General features: G+C 70.6%; 13 protein-coding genes. 5 read left to right on the top strand and 8 right to left on the bottom strand.

Annotated features, from left to right (window positions below; translation table 11 throughout):
- Positions 1 to 2: 2 nt before the first annotated feature.
- From ACN22W_RS15400 to ACN22W_RS15370, 7 genes are all read right to left on the bottom strand, one after another.
- On the bottom strand, positions 3 to 1214 hold the full coding sequence (locus ACN22W_RS15400) for a beta-ketoacyl-[acyl-carrier-protein] synthase family protein (RefSeq protein ID WP_419685331.1): 1212 nt from the start codon (positions 1212 to 1214) through the stop codon (positions 3 to 5).
- Positions 1215 to 1277: 63 nt separating this feature from the next.
- Positions 1278 to 2168: a polysaccharide deacetylase family protein gene (locus ACN22W_RS15395; protein ID WP_419685330.1), complete on the bottom strand. Its 891-nt coding sequence runs from the start codon at positions 2166 to 2168 to the stop codon at positions 1278 to 1280.
- Entirely contained in the window at positions 2165 to 4630 is a 2466-nt protein-coding gene (locus ACN22W_RS15390; RefSeq protein WP_419685329.1) for an MMPL family transporter, read from the bottom strand. Before ACN22W_RS15390 ends, ACN22W_RS15395 begins: the two co-directional genes overlap by 4 nt.
- Positions 4630 to 5289: an outer membrane lipoprotein carrier protein LolA gene (locus ACN22W_RS15385; RefSeq protein ID WP_129512977.1), complete on the bottom strand. Its 660-nt coding sequence runs from the start codon at positions 5287 to 5289 to the stop codon at positions 4630 to 4632. Before ACN22W_RS15385 ends, ACN22W_RS15390 begins: the two co-directional genes overlap by 1 nt.
- Positions 5286 to 6263, bottom strand: coding sequence for an acyl-CoA synthetase (locus ACN22W_RS15380; protein WP_419685328.1), 978 nt, complete (start codon positions 6261 to 6263; stop codon positions 5286 to 5288). Before ACN22W_RS15380 ends, ACN22W_RS15385 begins: the two co-directional genes overlap by 4 nt.
- A complete protein-coding gene (locus tag ACN22W_RS15375; protein WP_419685327.1) occupies positions 6260 to 8029 on the bottom strand; it encodes an AMP-binding protein in 1770 nt (589 codons plus the stop codon). The genes ACN22W_RS15380 and ACN22W_RS15375 overlap by 4 nt, the downstream gene beginning before the upstream one ends.
- A gap of 64 nt (positions 8030 to 8093) precedes the next feature.
- The gene (locus ACN22W_RS15370) at positions 8094 to 8747 is read right to left on the bottom strand and encodes a hypothetical protein (RefSeq protein WP_419685326.1); all 654 of its coding nucleotides are present in this window, start codon (positions 8745 to 8747) and stop codon (positions 8094 to 8096) included.
- A 550-nt stretch (positions 8748 to 9297) separates the two neighbouring features.
- On the opposite strand from ACN22W_RS15370, the gene ACN22W_RS15365 reads away from it, so the two are divergent.
- The 5 genes from ACN22W_RS15365 to ACN22W_RS15345 all read left to right on the top strand — a co-directional run bounded on the left by ACN22W_RS15365 (position 9298) and on the right by ACN22W_RS15345 (position 13647).
- Positions 9298 to 9582, top strand: a complete 285-nt coding sequence (locus ACN22W_RS15365; protein ID WP_129512972.1) for a phosphopantetheine-binding protein — start codon at positions 9298 to 9300, stop codon at positions 9580 to 9582.
- Positions 9583 to 9677: 95 nt separating this feature from the next.
- Complete coding sequence (gene fabG / locus ACN22W_RS15360; protein WP_419685325.1) at positions 9678 to 10394, top strand: 3-oxoacyl-ACP reductase FabG; 717 nt, start codon at positions 9678 to 9680, stop codon at positions 10392 to 10394.
- A gap of 89 nt (positions 10395 to 10483) precedes the next feature.
- Entirely contained in the window at positions 10484 to 11776 is a 1293-nt protein-coding gene (locus ACN22W_RS15355) for an endoribonuclease L-PSP (protein ID WP_419685324.1), read from the top strand.
- A gap of 125 nt (positions 11777 to 11901) precedes the next feature.
- Positions 11902 to 12687, top strand: a complete 786-nt coding sequence (locus ACN22W_RS15350) for a glycosyltransferase family 2 protein (RefSeq protein ID WP_412023023.1) — start codon at positions 11902 to 11904, stop codon at positions 12685 to 12687.
- Positions 12688 to 12885: 198 nt separating this feature from the next.
- Positions 12886 to 13647: a M48 family metalloprotease gene (locus ACN22W_RS15345; RefSeq protein WP_129512968.1), complete on the top strand. Its 762-nt coding sequence runs from the start codon at positions 12886 to 12888 to the stop codon at positions 13645 to 13647.
- A gap of 111 nt (positions 13648 to 13758) precedes the next feature.
- Here the strand turns inward: ACN22W_RS15345 and ACN22W_RS15340 are convergent, their stop codons facing one another.
- A complete protein-coding gene (locus ACN22W_RS15340) occupies positions 13759 to 15465 on the bottom strand; it encodes a lactate permease LctP family transporter (RefSeq protein WP_419685323.1) in 1707 nt (568 codons plus the stop codon).
- Positions 15466 to 15509: the final 44 nt, after the last annotated feature.

The following is a 15509-nucleotide window of genomic DNA, read 5'->3' as shown; positions in this document are numbered from 1 at the left end:
CCTCAACGGCGTGCGTGGTCGGCGCGGCCGAGGATCAGGCTGCAATTCGTGCCGCCGAAGCCGAACGAATTGGAAAGGGCGGCGCGCACGCGCGTATCGCGGCTCGCGAGCACGTAGTCGGCGGCGAGGGCCGGATCGGGTTGCGTCGTGTTGACGCCGGCCGGCACGAATTGCTCGCGCAGCGCGAGCGCGGCGACGACCGCTTCGAGCGCGCCCGCCGCGCCGAGCGTGTGGCCGGTCGCGCCCTTCGTCGAGCTGCACGGCGTACGGGCGAACAGCGCGCCGACCGCACGGCTTTCGGCCGCGTCGTTGCTCGGTGTCGCGGTGCCGTGCAGGTTCACGTAGTCGATGTCGTTCGCGCCGAGGCTGGCCGACGCGAGCGCCTGCTCGATCGCGACGCGCGCGCCGAGCCCTTCCGGATGCGGCGACGACATGTGATGCGCGTCGCTCGATTCGCCGATGCCGAGCAGCAGGATCGCGTTGCCGTCGAGCGCGGCGGGCGGGTCGGGCACGCGTTCGACGAGCGCGAACGCGGCGGCCTCGCCGATCGAGATGCCGTCGCGCGCGACGTCGAACGGCCGGCACGGCCGGCGCGACAGCAGTTCGAGCGAATTGAAGCCGTACAGCGTCGTCAGGCACAGCGAATCGACGCCGCCGACGACGGCCGCGTCGATCAACCCGGCTTCGATCATGCGGCGCGCGGAGCCGAACACCTTCGCGCCGGACGAACATGCGGACGAGATCGCCATCGCCGGTCCGCGCAGCGCGAAATACGCGCGCACGAACGCGGCCGGCGAATACGGGTTATGCGTGTGCGCATAACGAAAGTCGGCGGGCAGCGCGCCGCTCGCCGGATCGCGGCGCTGGTACGCACGTTCGGTCTCGAGGATGCCGGCCGTGCTCGTGCCGACGAACACGCCGACGCGCGCCGCGCCGTAACGCGCCACCGCCGCCGCGACGCCAGCGTCGAAGCCGTCCTGCACGAGGCCGAGCTGCGCGAGGCGGTTGTTGCGGCATTCGAAGTCGGCGAGGTCCGCGCGCACGGGCTGCGCATCGACATCGTCCACCGCGCCGATCCACGTGTCGAGATCCGCGCGCTCGAAGTCGCACGGCGCGAGCCCGCCGCGGGCGTGGCGCAGCGCGTCGAGGGTCGCATCGAGGCCGCGGCCGATGCAGCTGGTGGCGGTGAAGTGCGAGAGCAGGAGAGGTTTCACGAGGGTCGCATCCGGTGGCCGGAACGGGCGCCGCAGCAGGGCTGGCACGCGCGCCGTTCGCGGTCAGATTTTATCAAACGGGGGTGCCGGAACGCCCGGCTGGCCGGGCGGTTCGGGCGCGAGCGCCGCGCGCAACGTGGTCCAGTGCAACTGCGCGTCGGCGGCCGCGCGCAGCACGGCCTGCAGCACGTCGAGCACGACCGGTTCGTCGCGTGTATCGCGCGCCGCGTGACCGTCGTGCACGAGCAGGATGTCGCGCGCTTCGAGGCCGTGCAGCAGGCGGCGCGTGACGGTCGCGGCATCGCGTGCGCGCGTGTCGAAGCCGCGCCGGGTCCAGCTCGCCAGTTGCAGGCCGAGTTCGCACAGCACGGGTTCGAGAAATGGATTGCGCAGGCCGGCCGGTGCGCGGAAGAACAGCGGGCGCGTGCCGGCGATCTCGGTCAGCGTCTGCTGCGCGGCCGCGATCTCGCGCCGCAGCGCGGCGGGCCCCGACAGCGAGAACGTATGCCGGTGCCGCTGGCTGTGGTTCTCGACTGCGTGACCGCGCGCGACGATCGCTTCGATCCACTGTGGATGACGGCGCGCCAGATCGCCGATGCAGAAGAACGTCGCGCGCGCGTCGTGGCGTTCGAGCAGGTCGAGCACGCGTGGCGTGACCTCCGGGTCCGGGCCGTCGTCGATCGTCAGTGCGATCCGGCGGCCGGCGCCGGCCGGCAGGCGGGTCCAGTTCGGGCCGAGCAGCGTGCTGCGCGGCCACAGGCCGGCGGCGGTCAGCGCGAGATGCGACGCGACCACGCCGCCGACGGCCCACGGCCACGTGGCCGGCTGCGCGACGACGGCGGCCGCCGCGCCCGCATGCAGCGCGGCCGTGCCGGCGATCAGCGGCGTCGGTTTCCAGCGGCGCACGCCGGATTGGCCGGGCTGGCGCGGCGGAACGGATGACGGCGCGTTCATGTGGGGCTCCGTTGACGAAGATCGCCGGCCGCCGCGGCGCGCGGCGCGAGAATCGCCGCGAACGCGAGCGCGAGCATCGCGCCGGGGCCGACGGTCAGCCCGAAGGTTTCGAGCAGCGGCACGCGCGACAGCGCCAGCAGCCCGAAGCCGGCGACCGTCGCGAGGTTCGCGATCAGCAGCGACACGAGTGTGTAAGGCGTGACGGGCTGCGCGTCGTCGCGCTTGCAGAAGAACAGCGCGTAGTTCGAGCCGACCGCGACGATCAGCAGCATGCCGACCAGGTGCAGGATCGTCAGCTGCACGCCGGCCAGCGCGAAGCCGGCCGTCACGACCAGCACGGCCGCGACGAGCGGCGCGAGCGCGTGAATGACGCGGCGCGGCGAGCGCAACGCGATCAGCAGCAGCACGGCGATCGCGGCGAAACCGGCGAGCGACAGCCGGATGTCCTCGTGCACGTAGCTCACGTACAGGCGATCGGCTTCGGCCTTCATGTCGACGAACAGCGCATCGGGTACGCCCGCGCGCGCGACGGCCGCGCGGATTGGCGCCGCGTCGAGACCCGACGCAGGCTGCCCGGTGCGCGCGGCGTCCGGCGCGCGCAGCGGCAGCATCGCGCTCCAGCGGCCCGCGCGTTCGGTCAGCAGCGCATCGACGGCGAGCGCCATCGACGTACCGCGCAAGTCAGTGCGTGTGAGCAGCGGCGCGTGGCGCGCGGCCTCGACGTCGGCGATGAACGGCGCGAACAGGTCGGGCTTCACCGCGATCGGCTGGTTCGCGATGGCGTCGCGCATCCGTGCGGCGAGTGCGTCCGCATCCGGCAGGCTCGCCTGGCGCGCGCGCTGCGCGGCGTCGCTCGGCAAGTAGCGCGCGGGGCTTTCGAAACCCGCGAGCGCGCCGCGGTCGACGAGCGGCTGCAATTGCGCGGCGACCTGTTCCGCACGTTCGAGCGCGGCCTGTTCGGTCGGTGCCGAAATCACGACGAGGTAGCGCACGTCGGGCGCGCCGACATCGGCACGCAGTTGCGTGTCGAGCGCCTGCGCACTGGCCGGCACGGGGCTGAGCGCGGCGAGCTCGCGGCTCCACAGGCCGTCGCGATGCTGCACGAGCGTCGCGCAGGCGGCAAGCACGAGCACGGCGAGCGGCCAGCGCAGCTGCGGCGCGGCGTCGGCCGCGCGGGCGAGCACGGCACCGACGCGCGACACGTCGCGGATCGCGACATGCTCGCCGCGCAGGTGCGGCAGCACGAAGCGCGTGACGAGCGCGGCGGCCGTCAGCCCGACGATCGAATAGAGCCCGAGCTGCACGAGGCCAGGGAAGCCGGAGAACAGCATCGATGCGAACCCGCACACGGACGTCAGCACGCCGAGCCGGATCGTCGGCCAGTACGCGGCGACCCACGCGCGCGTCGCGTCGGCCGGGCGTGCGGCGCCGCGCGTGCCGGCCTGCGCCGATTGCACGAACAGGTAGATCGAATAGTCGACGGCTTCGCCGATCAGCGTCGTGCCGAACCCGAGCGTCAGCCCGTGGACGGTGCCGAACGCGACGCTGACCGCCGCGATCCCGGCCGCGACACCCGTCAGCACCGGCAGCAAGCCGAGCGCGAGCGTGCGCGGCGAGCGGTACAGCGTCAGCAGCAGCGCGACGATCAGCACGACGCTCGCCGTCGACAGCCGTTCGACGTCGTGCCGGATCGTGTCGCGCATGTCGACCGAGAACACGCCGGGGCCCGTCATCGCGAGCGTGGTTGCAGCCGCGTTCGGCACGGCCTGCGTCGCGGTGGCGAACGCGCGGCGCACCGCGTCGATCGCGCGGGCCTGCGCGTCGGTATCGGAGCCGGCGGCGGCCGTCTGCACGACGAGCACCGCGCGCGAGCCGTCGCGCGACGCCCACACGCCGTCGCGGCTCGCCGGTTCCGCCGCGCTGTCGAGCTGGTCGACGAGCGCGGCGACTTCGCCGGTCGGGTCGCGCGGCAGCATCGCCTTGGCCACGAGGCCGGCCGACGAACTCAGCAGGTCGAGGCTGTCGCCGAGCGCCTGGTGCAGGCCGTCGGCGCTGAAGCGCTGCGGCGTGACCGCCGGGCTCAGCAGGTAACGGTGAGCGAAGATGAATTGCCGGTCGCTTGCGTCGTTCGCGGCTTCGCCGTTGTGAACCGCCGCGAACTGCGGATCGGCGCGCAGCGCGCCGGCGACGCGCCGCGACAGCGCCGCGCGCGTGCTTGCGTCGCCGCCGTCGATCGCGACGAGGATCAGCCGCGACACGATGCCGTCGCGCAACTGGTCGACGAGCACGCGCTGTCCGGCGCTCGGCGCGCTCGGCAGGAACGCGGACAGGTCGGCCGTGAAGTGCGCGCGCCCGATCGCGACGCCGCACGCGACGAGCGCGAGCAGCCACACGAGCACCGCGCGCTGTCGCAACGCGTGCAGGCGGCGGCTGACGGGCGAGGGCCGGATGCGCTGGTCCATCAGTTCGGGTTCGCCGGAACGGGTTGCAGGCGCATCACCGAATGGTCGCCGTCGGCCTGCCGGATCGCGACGCTGCGCAACATGTCGCGCGTGCCGTCGAGCGTGATCGTGCTGACGACCTTCAGCATCCGCGAGTCGAGCGGCGTGAGCGTCAGCGTCCAATCGTCGCCGCGTCCGGCGAGCGCGACCTTGTAGACCTGTTCGAGCGCGAAGCGGTTGCCGGCGAGCGTCGCGCGGATGCTGTCGATGAACGCGCCGAGTTCCGGATAGCGCGCGAGCGCGAGCGTGTACTTGCGGTTGTTGCGCTCGACGGTCAGCATGTCGCCGTCGACCACGAGGTGTTCGGGCTTCGGGCTCAGCGTGTGCTTCTCGAGATGGTCGGGCGCGACGAACACGAGTTCGCCGGACGATTCGACCGGCTGCGTGGCGATCGACAGGTACTTCGTTTCGGTGAACGTCGCGCGTCCCGACTTGTGCTGCGCGAGCGTCGCCATCAGCCGGTCGAGGTTCCAGGCCGACCCCGTGTCGGCCGCGTGCGCGGGCATGGCCAGCGCGATCGCGGCGGCGGTCGCGGCGACGCGGAGCGTGCGGACGGCACGACCCAGCGCGGGCGGGAACGGAAGCAGCGGCAGGGACAGGAAGCGGCGAACGGCGGTCATGCGTCGGAATCCCTCGTGGCGGGCAGGTCGGCACCGGCGTTCGCCGCGTCGCGGCGCGCGGCCGCGGCATCGCCGCCGTGCCAGAAATCGAAATAGTTGAACCAGTTGTACGGTGCCGCGCGGCAGTACTGGTCGAGCAGCGCGACGTAGCGCGCGAGCGCCGCGTCGACGGCCGCCGCGCGTGCGTCGCGCGACACGTCGGAGAAATCGGCGAGCGTCTCGAAGTGCACATCGTAGCGATTGCCGTCGCGATAGAGGCCCGTCATGAAGATCACCCGGCGCCGCAGCATCGCGGCCATGTACAGCGGCCCGAGCGGGAACGCGGCCGGCGCGCCGAGCAGCGGCAGCCGCCGCAGCGACGTGGCCGCGTCGTCGAGCAGCGTGCGATCGGCGAGCATGCCGATCATGCAGTTCGCGTCGAGGCGCTCGCGCACCTTCAGCATCGAGTCGACCTGCCCGAGCGGGATCACTTCCGGCTTCGCGGCGGGATTCACCGCGGCGAGCGTCGCGTTGATCTTGCGCGCGTTCTTCTCGTACATCGTGACGACCACGCGCAGGTCCGGATGCGTGCGGCCGATCGCGCGCACGACCTCGAAGCTGCCGAGGTGCGCGCCCATCAGGAACGCGCCGCGTCCGCCCGCGAGCGCATCGTCGACGAGCGTTTCGCCGTGCAGCCGGATGTCGAACAGGTCGAAGCGTCCGTTCATCAGGTAGATGCGGTCGTGGATCGTCGCCGCGAAGGTGAACACGTGGCGGTACACGTCGCGCCAGCGCGCGGGGCGGCCGAGCACGCGGCGCAGGTAGTCGCGCGACGCCGCGCACGCGACCGGCGAGAACAGCACGAAATACGTCGCGATCAGATGCAGCACGATGCGCGCGCGCTGCCGGCCGAAGCGCAGCGAGATCCACGTCATCGCGCGCAGCAAGCCCGCATTGCTGCGCTCCTGGCGTTCGGCCCACGCGGTGCGCTTCATGGCTGCGCACCGTCCTGCGCGGCCGGCGGCGCCGACAGCACGCCGGTCGCGACCTCGCGCGACCCGGTGCGCAGCGTGAAGCGGATCGTGCCGCTGGCTGCGGTATCGAACGCGAGATCGAGCGGTTCGCCGGGGGCGACCGGGCTCAGGAATTTCGCGGACCCGAGCCGCCACGCGTGCAGCGGACGGTTCAGCGCCGCGCCGATCGCGTGGATCGCGTGATCGAGCAGCACGACCCCCGGTACGACCGGATGGCCGGGGAAGTGGCCGGGCAGCGCCGGATGGTCGACGGGAATCGTGAACGCGAGCGAGGGCGCGGGCGTGCCCACCGTGGCGGGTGCGGCGGGTGCGGGCATCGGCGCGGCGGTGGCGCGCGCGTGCCGCGCAACCAGCGCGGCAAGCACGTCGCGCGGCAGCTTGCCCGTTTCGTTGCGCGGCAGCGCGTCGACGAACACGAGCGGGCGTGGCATGAACGCGGGATCGATCCGTTCGCGCAGCGCGCGCTGCAGATCGGCGGCGGCGAGCGTCGGCGCGACGACGAGCGCGACCAGGCGCGTGACTGGTTCGAGATCCGTGTCGGCGTGCGCCGGTGCGGCTTCGTCGGGCATGAAGAACACGCCGTCGACCACCGCCGGAATCGCGTTGAGCTGATGGTTCAGGTACGCGAGCGACGTTCGCTTGCCCGCGATGTTGACGAGGTCCGCCTTGCGCCCGTGCAGCAGGAACCGGCCGTCGCCGAGCAGTTCGAGCGCATCGCCCATCGGCACGGGCGCCTCGACGTGCCCGCCCGACACCCAGACGGTCGGGCCGCCGTCGTCGCCCGTGCCGTCGCTTGCCGGTTCGTCGCGCGCGTCGAGCCGGATGCCCGGGAACAGTTGCCATGCCGCGCCTTGCGACGTGCGGCGGGTCGCGATCTGGCCGGTCTCGGTGCTGCCGTAGATCTCGACGAGCGGCGCGTCGAGCGCGGCCTCGGCTTCGCACGCGAGTTTTTCCGACAGCGGCGCGGTGGCCGACAGCACGAGCGCCGCGCGCGGCAGCGCATGGCCGGCCGCCAGCAGCGCGCGCAGATGGATCGGCGACGTGACGAGCACGCGCGGCTGCGGGATCGCGTCGAGTTCGTCGCGAATGTCGATCGGGTAGAACGGCTGGCGGTTGCTGAACGCGAGGCCGCCGATCAGCGCGAGCAGCACCGTCGACTCGAAGCCGTACATGTGCTGCGCGGGCACCGTGCCGATCAGCGTGGCCGCGCGGCCGTCGAGCAGCCCGAGGCGGTCGGCCGCCGCGCGCACGCAGCCGACCAGGAAGCCCCAGGTCTTGCGGTGCGGCACCGGCGCGCCGGTCGAGCCGGACGTGAACACGTAGGCCATGATCCGCGTCGCATCGATCCGCGGCACGGCGAACGGCGCATCGTCCGCGAAGTCGCCGGGCGCGGCGTCGGGATACGCGAAGCGCGGCAGGTCGATCGCGCAGTCGGGCGCGTCGTGCAGGCAGAACGCATCGGGCGCGAAGGACGCGAGCTGGCGGACCATTTCCGGCGTATGAGTCGACGGCAGCAGGCTGATCTTGCCGGCGACGAGCGCCGCGCACAGGCTGACCGCGAAACGGTAGCGGTCGCGGCACACGTTGAACACGTGCGCGCCGGCGGGCAGCGCGGCGGCCACGCGCGCGACGTCGGCGACGAACGCGCGCACGGTGACGGGCGTGCCGTCGCGCCAGGCGATCGTCTGGTCCGGCGAGGAATGGAATACCAGCGGGTGAGTCGGCATAAATCGGTAAAAACGGGAGCAAAGGCCGGCGTAGCCGCGTTGCGGCGCCGCGCCGGCCGTGAATTCATCGTGAGGCCTGTGGCGCCTGTGTCGTCGCGCGATACGCGCGCACCGCGTCGACCATTCGTGGGCGCGGCTCGTGCGGCAGCGCGAAGCGCCGGCACGCATGCTCGGCGGCGAACATCACGGCGACGAGCGGCAGCGACAGGTAGTTCGCGAACGTCGACCACGCGACGATCGGCGCGGTCGCGAACAGCAGCGTCGACACCGCGGCGATCGCGACGAAGAACAGCGTCCACGCGAACGTGATCTGCCGCGTGTAGCGTGCGACGGCCGGCGTGACCGTGCCGTGGATCATCGCCGCGAAGCGCGTGCACAGCGGCACCTTGCCGGCCGCGAGCGTGCAGCCGAACAGCAGCGCCATCGCGACGTTGAAGCTCGCGTGTTCCAGATACAGGCCCCATTCGAAATGTCGCGCGAGCGGCGCGCGGGCGGCCCACAGCAGGGCGGCGGCAAGCAGCCACGCCGGCACGAACCACGCACGTCGCGGCGAGCGCAGCGCCGCGCCGAGCGCGAGCAACAGCGGCGGCACGAGCGCCATCGCGAGGCCGAAGCCGTGTGCGCCGGGCGTCGCGGCCGCGTAGTGCGCGCCGGCCTGGTAGGCCGCCACGGCGCCGACCGCGGCGACGCCGCGCGCGATGGGCAGCAGCCGGCTCATCGACGGCCTCCGGGCGTGCGGCGCGGGCACACGTCACCGACGGCCGCCAGGCGGCAGCGGACGGGCGGGTGAACCGGAACGGAGCGGAAGGACGGGCGCGGCATGACTGGAGACATCGGGCGGGTCGTGGCCGGACGCGGTGGTCGGGCCGTCAAACATCATATGAATGGCGGCCGGGACGCAGGTCCGGGCCGGTGGTCGGGCACGCTCATTTTAGGGCCCCGGCACCGCGTGTTCGGGGCGCGCGTGAACGGGTTTTGTAACCGATTGTATGGCACCGGATGAGGCGTTTCGCAGGGTCGGTCCATTTCCGTCCAAAGCGGCTCAAGCGTCTCGTGCATTCGGGTCCCGAAACGGGGTGCGGCGCAGGCCCGCCAGTCTGTAACCATTCCCGGTATACGACCCGATACCCTTCGTCTAGAATCCGCGTAACTTTTACCAACGATCCCCAAATAACGCAGGCGGGGACGCCGGCAGACGCCGGAGGGACGGAGATTTGCACGCGCCGGGCGTGCACGACAGTTGCCGTTTCCGGGCGCCTCCCGCTGCCATGGGCCGCCTGCCCGCACGCATGATGAACGCACTGGAACAAGAGCTCGCCACGCTGATCGTCGGCGAATTGAATCTCGAAGACGTCCCGCTCGAAACAGTGACGGCCGGGACCCCGCTGTATGGCGAAGGGTTCGGGCTCGACTCCATCGACATCCTGGAAATCGCGCTGCTGATCTCGAAGAAATACGGCTTCGAACTGCGCTCGGACAATCCGGACAACCAGAAGATCTTTGCGACGCTCGGCGCGCTGGCCGCGTACGTCGCCGCGCATCGCACGAAGTAACGGCGGCGCGCAGGGAATGACGGCACGCGGCGGCAATCGGCAGACGATTCGCCGGCGCGTCGATCAAGGTGAAACGCGATGAACGGAGCAATTCGATGCGGGCGCTCGTGACGGGCGGCAGCGGCGCACTCGGGCAGGCGATCTGCACGGCGCTCGCGCAGGCCGGCCATGAAGTGTGGGTGCATGCGAACCGCCATCTCGCGCAAGCAGAGGCGGTCGCGCAGCGGATCGTCGCGGCCGGCGGCACCGCGCGCGCGATCGCGTTCGACGTGACCGACGCCGATGCGACGCTCGCCGCGCTGGCGCCGCTCGCCGACGACGTGCCGGTGCAGATCCTCGTCAACAACGCGGGCATTCACGACGACGCACCGATGGCCGGCATGTCGCGCCAGCAGTGGCACAGCGTGATCGACGTGACGCTCAACGGCTTTTTCAACGTCACGCAGCCGCTGCTGCTGCCGATGATCCGCACGCGGCGCGGCCGGATCGTCAACATCGCGTCGGTGGCGGGCGTGACAGGCAATCGCGGGCAGGTCAACTACGCGGCCGCGAAGGCGGGGCTGATCGGCGCGACGAAATCGCTGTCGCTGGAACTCGCGTCGCGCGGCATCACCGTGAACGCGGTTGCGCCCGGCATCATCGAATCGCCGATGGCCGAGCACGCGTTTCCCGCCGAACGCATCAAGCAGCTCGTGCCCACGCAACGCGCGGGCCGGCCCGACGAAGTCGCGGCGATGGTCGCGTATCTGGTATCCGACGCCGCGGCCTATGTGACGGGGCAAGTGTTGTCCGTCAACGGCGGGCTCGCATGACGAAGCGCGCGGCGTTGGCTTGAACGTAATGCAACGCGGCGCAGGGCCGCGTTGGCGCGCGGCCTGCGCCGCATAGTGAGGAAATCGAAGTGTCCGTGCATCCAGTCGACGCCGAACGGCGCCCGTGTTCCCTGTCGTCCGCCAGCGCGCCCTTTGCGCGCGGGCAGTCGGCAGCCGGGCCGGCCGCATCGCGATCGGGCGCGCCGCTCGCGCGCGGCGGCGACCACGCATTGCGGCTCGTCCAGATGAGCCATGCGCGGCTCGCCGCGTTGCTGCACGATGCGCGTATCCGCGGCGATGAATTCGACCACGTGTTTCCCGGTGCGCTGGGCGCGGTGTGCATCGGCTCGGCCGGGACACACGACGAGTCGCAGGCCGGTGCCGCGGCACGGATGTTGACCGACGCCGCGCCCGATCTGCCGATCGCGCCGGTGCAGATGGCGCTGCTCGGCACCGGTGTTGCGCCGGCCGATGCCGTCTGCGAAATCTGGCAATGCAATGCGCACGACTTGCGCAGCGAACGGCGCGGCGCGCTGCACTATCGCTACAGCGAAACGGCGGGCCTCGTGTTCGGCAGCATCGTCGTGCACGAGCACGAAATGCCCGACGCGCATCGCGACGGCGGCACGCCGCTCGAACGTGCGACGCACGACGCATACCGCGCGCTGTTCGACGTACTCGATGCGCTCGGCATGCCGCATCCGCTGCGCATCTGGAATACCGTGCCGGCGATCAATGCGGTGCAGTTCGGGATCGAACGCTATCGTCAGTTCAATATCGGCCGTCAGCACGCGTTCGACGCGTGCCGCCGCGCACTGACGGGCGGCGTGCCGGCCGCGTGCGCGCTTGGCTCGGTCGAGGCGGTCGCGGGCGATGCGATGCCCGCCGCGCCGCTCGCGATCCATTTCATCGCGAGCCGCACGCCGGCCGATCCGGTCGAGAACCCGCGCCAGGTCAGCGCGTATCACTATCCGGCGCAGTACGGCCCGCGTGCACCGACGTTCGCGCGCGCCGCCGCGTGGGCGGACGGCGACGCCGCGCCAGTGCTGTTCGTGTCGGGCACCGCGAGCATCGTCGGGCATCGCACCGTGCATCACGGCGATGTCGTCGCGCAAACGCGCGAGACGGTCGCGAACCTCGCCGCGGTGCTCGAGCAGGCGGCGCGGCAGGGGCATGGCCCGTTCTCGCTCGCCGACCTGAGCTATCGCGTCTACGTGCGCGATGCCGGCGACGCCGCGGCGCTTGCCGCGATCGAGCGCGTGTTGCGCGATGCGGCCGGCCCCGGCGTGCGGCCGCTGTTCGTGCATGCGGACGTGTGCCGCGACGACCTGCTGGTCGAGATCGAGGCCAGCGCGGGTCATGCGACGGAGTGGCTGTCATGAAGCGCGACAACCTCACGCTCCGGCAACGGGCGCCACAAGCGGACGGCATCGACGAAGCCCGCCGGCAGTCGCCGGCAAGTCATAAACTTTTGTCAGGATCCCTGTCTTCGCAATCGGCCGTTCCCATGTCCACGCTGCACGCCTCGTCCACCCATCTCGTGCTGATTCCCAGCTACAACCCGGGCGCCAAGGTCGACACGACCGTGCGCAATGCCCGTGCGCAGTGGAATCCGGTGTGGGTCGTCGTCGACGGCAGCACCGACGGCAGCGCCGAACGGCTGCAGGCGATGGCCGAGCGCGATCCCGGGCTGCGCGTGATCGTGCTGCCGGAGAATCGCGGCAAGGGCGCCGCGGTGCTTGCGGGGCTCGACGCGGCTGCGGCGAGCGGCTTCACGCACGTGCTGACGATGGATTCCGACGGCCAGCATCCGGCCGACCTGATTCCCGCGTTCATGGCCGAGTCGCAAGCGGCACCCGACGCGATGGTGCTGGGTGTGCCGAAGTTCGACGCGAGCGCGCCGCAGTTGCGCGTGCAGGGGCGCCGGCTGTCGAACGCATGGGCCGACCTCGAGACGCTGTGGGCCGGGATCGGCGATTCGCTGTACGGCTTTCGCGTGTATCCGGTCGCGCCGCTGGCCGCGATCATGCGCCGCCAGCCGTGGATGCGCGGCTTCGACTTCGATCCCGAAGCGGCCGTGCGGCTGTGCTGGGCTGGCGTGCGTCCGATCCGCATCGACGCGCCGGTGCGCTATTTTGGCCGCCACGAAGGCGGCGTGTCGCACTTCCATTACGGCCGCGACAACGCGCTGCTCGCATGGATGCATCTGCGCCTCTTCACCGGCTTCGCGGTGCGGCTGCCGATGCTGGTCGCGCGGCGGCTGACACGCCGCCGCCGCGATCAGGCGGCCTGAGCGCCACACCCGTTTTCCGTCCCGATCATCGCCCGGCCGTGGTGATTGCCCCTATTTTCGCCGTCAATCCCGTCCCGGATCGCCGTTTCATCTCAATCTGCTGAGTAATTAAGGTGTCATCGGATGTAAACATCTGGTAATTTTCTGCCGGATTATGCAAAATCGCCGCTTCCAAATACAACTATCGAGAGATCCGGGATGCAACTCAAGAAAGCGGTGGCAGCGTGTGGCGTGGCGTTCCTGTTGAGCGCATGCGGCGGAGTACAGAGCCTCGACGCGAACAGCCTGACGTCGGCGGGCACGAACCTGTACAAGGCAGCGACGCTGTCGGATGCGGACATCGCCGCGCTGTCGAACGACTCGTGCAAGTCCAGCGACGCCGAATCGAAGATCGCGCCGGCGAACAGCGCGTATTCGAAGCGCCTGACGAAGGTGATGAAGGGCTTCGGCGACATGACGCTGAACGGCCAGAAGATCAACTACAAGGTCTACATGACCAAGGACGTCAACGCGTGGGCGATGGGCAACGGCTGCGTGCGCGTGTACAGCGGCCTGATGGACATGATGAACGACGACGAGCTGCGCGGCGTGATCGGCCATGAAATGGGCCACGTCGCACTGGGTCACTCGAAGAAGGCGATGCAGACCGCCTACGCGGTGAGCGCGGCGCGCAGTGCGGCCGGCGCGGCATCGCCGGGCGTGGCGGCACTGTCGAGCTCGCAGCTCGGCGACATCACCGAGAAGTTCATCAACGCGCAGTTCTCGCAGACGCAGGAAAGCGCGGCGGACGACTACTCGTTCGACCTGATGAAGCAGAAGGGCATGACCCAGAAGGGCCTCGTCACCGCATTCCAGAAGCTCGCGAAGCTCGATGGCGGCCAGAGCTCGATGATGAGCTCGCACCCGTCGTCGGCGAGCCGTGCGCAGCACATCGAGGATCGCATCGCGAAGGGCAGCTGATCGAGCAGCCGACCGCCGGCCAGCGCAGGCCGGCGTCGGCAATCGACACGCAGAAAGCAAAACCCCACGCTCTTCCGGGCGTGGGGTTTTGTTTTGTGGGGTGCGCGCCGCTTACGGGGCCATCCCCGGCAGCACGTAGGCCTGCACGAGCGTGATCAACCCGACGACCACCGCGAACAGCAGGCTGTGCCGCACCGTGAAGCGGAACAGCTCCGACTCCTTGCCGACGAGGCCCGTCGCCGCGCAGGCAACCGCGATCGACTGCGGCGAGATCATCTTCGCGGTCACGCCGCCCGTCGTGTTCGCGGCCACCGCGAGCGTCTCGGGCACGCCGAGCTGATGGGCAGTGGCTTGCTGCAGCGAGCAGAACAGGGCATTCGACGACGTGTCCGAGCCGGTCAGGAACACGCCGAGCCAGCCGAGGAACGGCGAGAAGAACGGAAACGCGACGCCGGTCGCGGCCAGCATCAGCGCGAGCGTCGACGACATCCCCGAGTAGTTCGCGACGAACGCGAACGCGAGCACGAGGCCGATCGACAAGATCGGGCGCGTCAGTTCCTTCAGCGTCTCGCCGAACGTGACGAGCGCGTCGCGCGGTTTCATCCGCAACAGCGCCATCGAAATCAGCCCGGTCACGAGGATCGCGCTGCCCACCGCCGATACCAGGTCGATCTTCAGCACGGCTTCGAGTGCCTTCGGCGTCGCGGCGATCGGCGCGGTCTTCACGACGAGCTGGTCGAGCCCCGCCACATGGAACTTCAGCACGGTCGACGCGAGCAAGCCGTGCGCGGCGAACAGCGCCTTGAACGGCGCGATGCTCCATACGGTGACGACGGCCGTCAGGATCAGGAACGGCGACCACGCGCGTACGGTCTGCGCGAGCGTGTACGGCGACGCTTGCCGGCTCGAACCGGCGCCGAAGCCGTTGCCGCCCGCGCCGAACCCGGCCAGCGCCGCACCGCCGCCGGATGCGACGATGCCGCCGGCCGGCTGCTGCGCGGTTCGCGGCTGCCACACCTTCAGGAACGTCGCGAGCGCGACGAGGCTGACGAGCGACGACGTGATGTCCGGCAGCTCGGGCCCGATGTGGTTCGACGTGAAGTACTGCGTGACCGCGAAGCTGCCGCCCGCGACGAGCGCGGCCGGCCAGGTCTGCCGCACGCCGCGCAGCCCGTCCATCATGAACACGAGCCAGAACGGCACCGCGAGCGACAGCAGCGGCAGCTGGCGGCCGGCCATCGCGCCGATATGGAACGGGTCGATGCCGGTCACCTGCCCGGCGACGATGATCGGGATGCCCATCGCGCCGAACGCGACCGGCGCGGTATTCGCGATCAGGCACAGCCCGGCCGCGTGCAGCGGGCGAAAGCCGAGGCCGACGAGCAGCGCGGCCGTGATCGCGACGGGCGCGCCGAAGCCGGCCGCGCCTTCGAGGAACGCGCCGAACGAGAAGCCGATCAGCAGCATCTGCAGGCGCTGGTCGTCGGTGATCGACAGCACGGACGCGCGAATGATGTCGAACTGGCCGGTCTTCACGACGATCTTGTACAGGAACACGGCCGCGACGATGATCCACGCGATCGGCCACAGGCCGTACGCGAAGCCGAAACCGGCCGCCGCGAGCGCCTGTGGCACGGGCATGCCATACGCGAGGATCGCGACGCCGAGCGACAGCAGCAGCGTGATCGCGGCGGCGACGTGGCCCTTCATCCGCAGCGCGGCCAGCGCGACGAAAAAGAAGATGATCGGGATCGCGGCGACGAACGCCGACAGCCCGAGGCTGCCGAGCGGGGTGTAGATCTGATGCCAAACCTGCATGGATGTCTCCTCCATCTGTGTCTGTATTTCTATGGGTAAGGGCG

The organism is Burkholderia theae, from assembly GCF_048565265.1.
Taxonomy (GTDB): Bacteria; Pseudomonadota; Gammaproteobacteria; order Burkholderiales; family Burkholderiaceae; genus Burkholderia; species Burkholderia theae.
This window is presented reverse-complemented; position numbering and strand designations above follow the sequence as displayed.

Coding starts and splice junctions, on each gene's coding strand:
- ACN22W_RS15385 (WP_129512977.1), bottom strand. CDS start 5,289: ATGACCGCCGTTCGCCGCTTCCTGTCCCTGCCGCTGCTTCCGTTCCCG.
- ACN22W_RS15395 (WP_419685330.1), bottom strand. CDS start 2,168: ATGAACGCGCCGTCATCCGTTCCGCCGCGCCAGCCCGGCCAATCCGGC.
- ACN22W_RS15340 (WP_419685323.1), bottom strand. CDS start 15,465: ATGCAGGTTTGGCATCAGATCTACACCCCGCTCGGCAGCCTCGGGCTG.
- ACN22W_RS15350 (WP_412023023.1), top strand. CDS start 11,902: ATGTCCACGCTGCACGCCTCGTCCACCCATCTCGTGCTGATTCCCAGC.
- ACN22W_RS15365 (WP_129512972.1), top strand. CDS start 9,298: ATGGGCCGCCTGCCCGCACGCATGATGAACGCACTGGAACAAGAGCTC.
- ACN22W_RS15345 (WP_129512968.1), top strand. CDS start 12,886: ATGCAACTCAAGAAAGCGGTGGCAGCGTGTGGCGTGGCGTTCCTGTTG.
- ACN22W_RS15390 (WP_419685329.1), bottom strand. CDS start 4,630: ATGGACCAGCGCATCCGGCCCTCGCCCGTCAGCCGCCGCCTGCACGCG.
- ACN22W_RS15380 (WP_419685328.1), bottom strand. CDS start 6,263: ATGAAGCGCACCGCGTGGGCCGAACGCCAGGAGCGCAGCAATGCGGGC.
- fabG (WP_419685325.1), top strand. CDS start 9,678: ATGCGGGCGCTCGTGACGGGCGGCAGCGGCGCACTCGGGCAGGCGATC.
- ACN22W_RS15375 (WP_419685327.1), bottom strand. CDS start 8,029: ATGCCGACTCACCCGCTGGTATTCCATTCCTCGCCGGACCAGACGATC.
- ACN22W_RS15370 (WP_419685326.1), bottom strand. CDS start 8,747: ATGAGCCGGCTGCTGCCCATCGCGCGCGGCGTCGCCGCGGTCGGCGCC.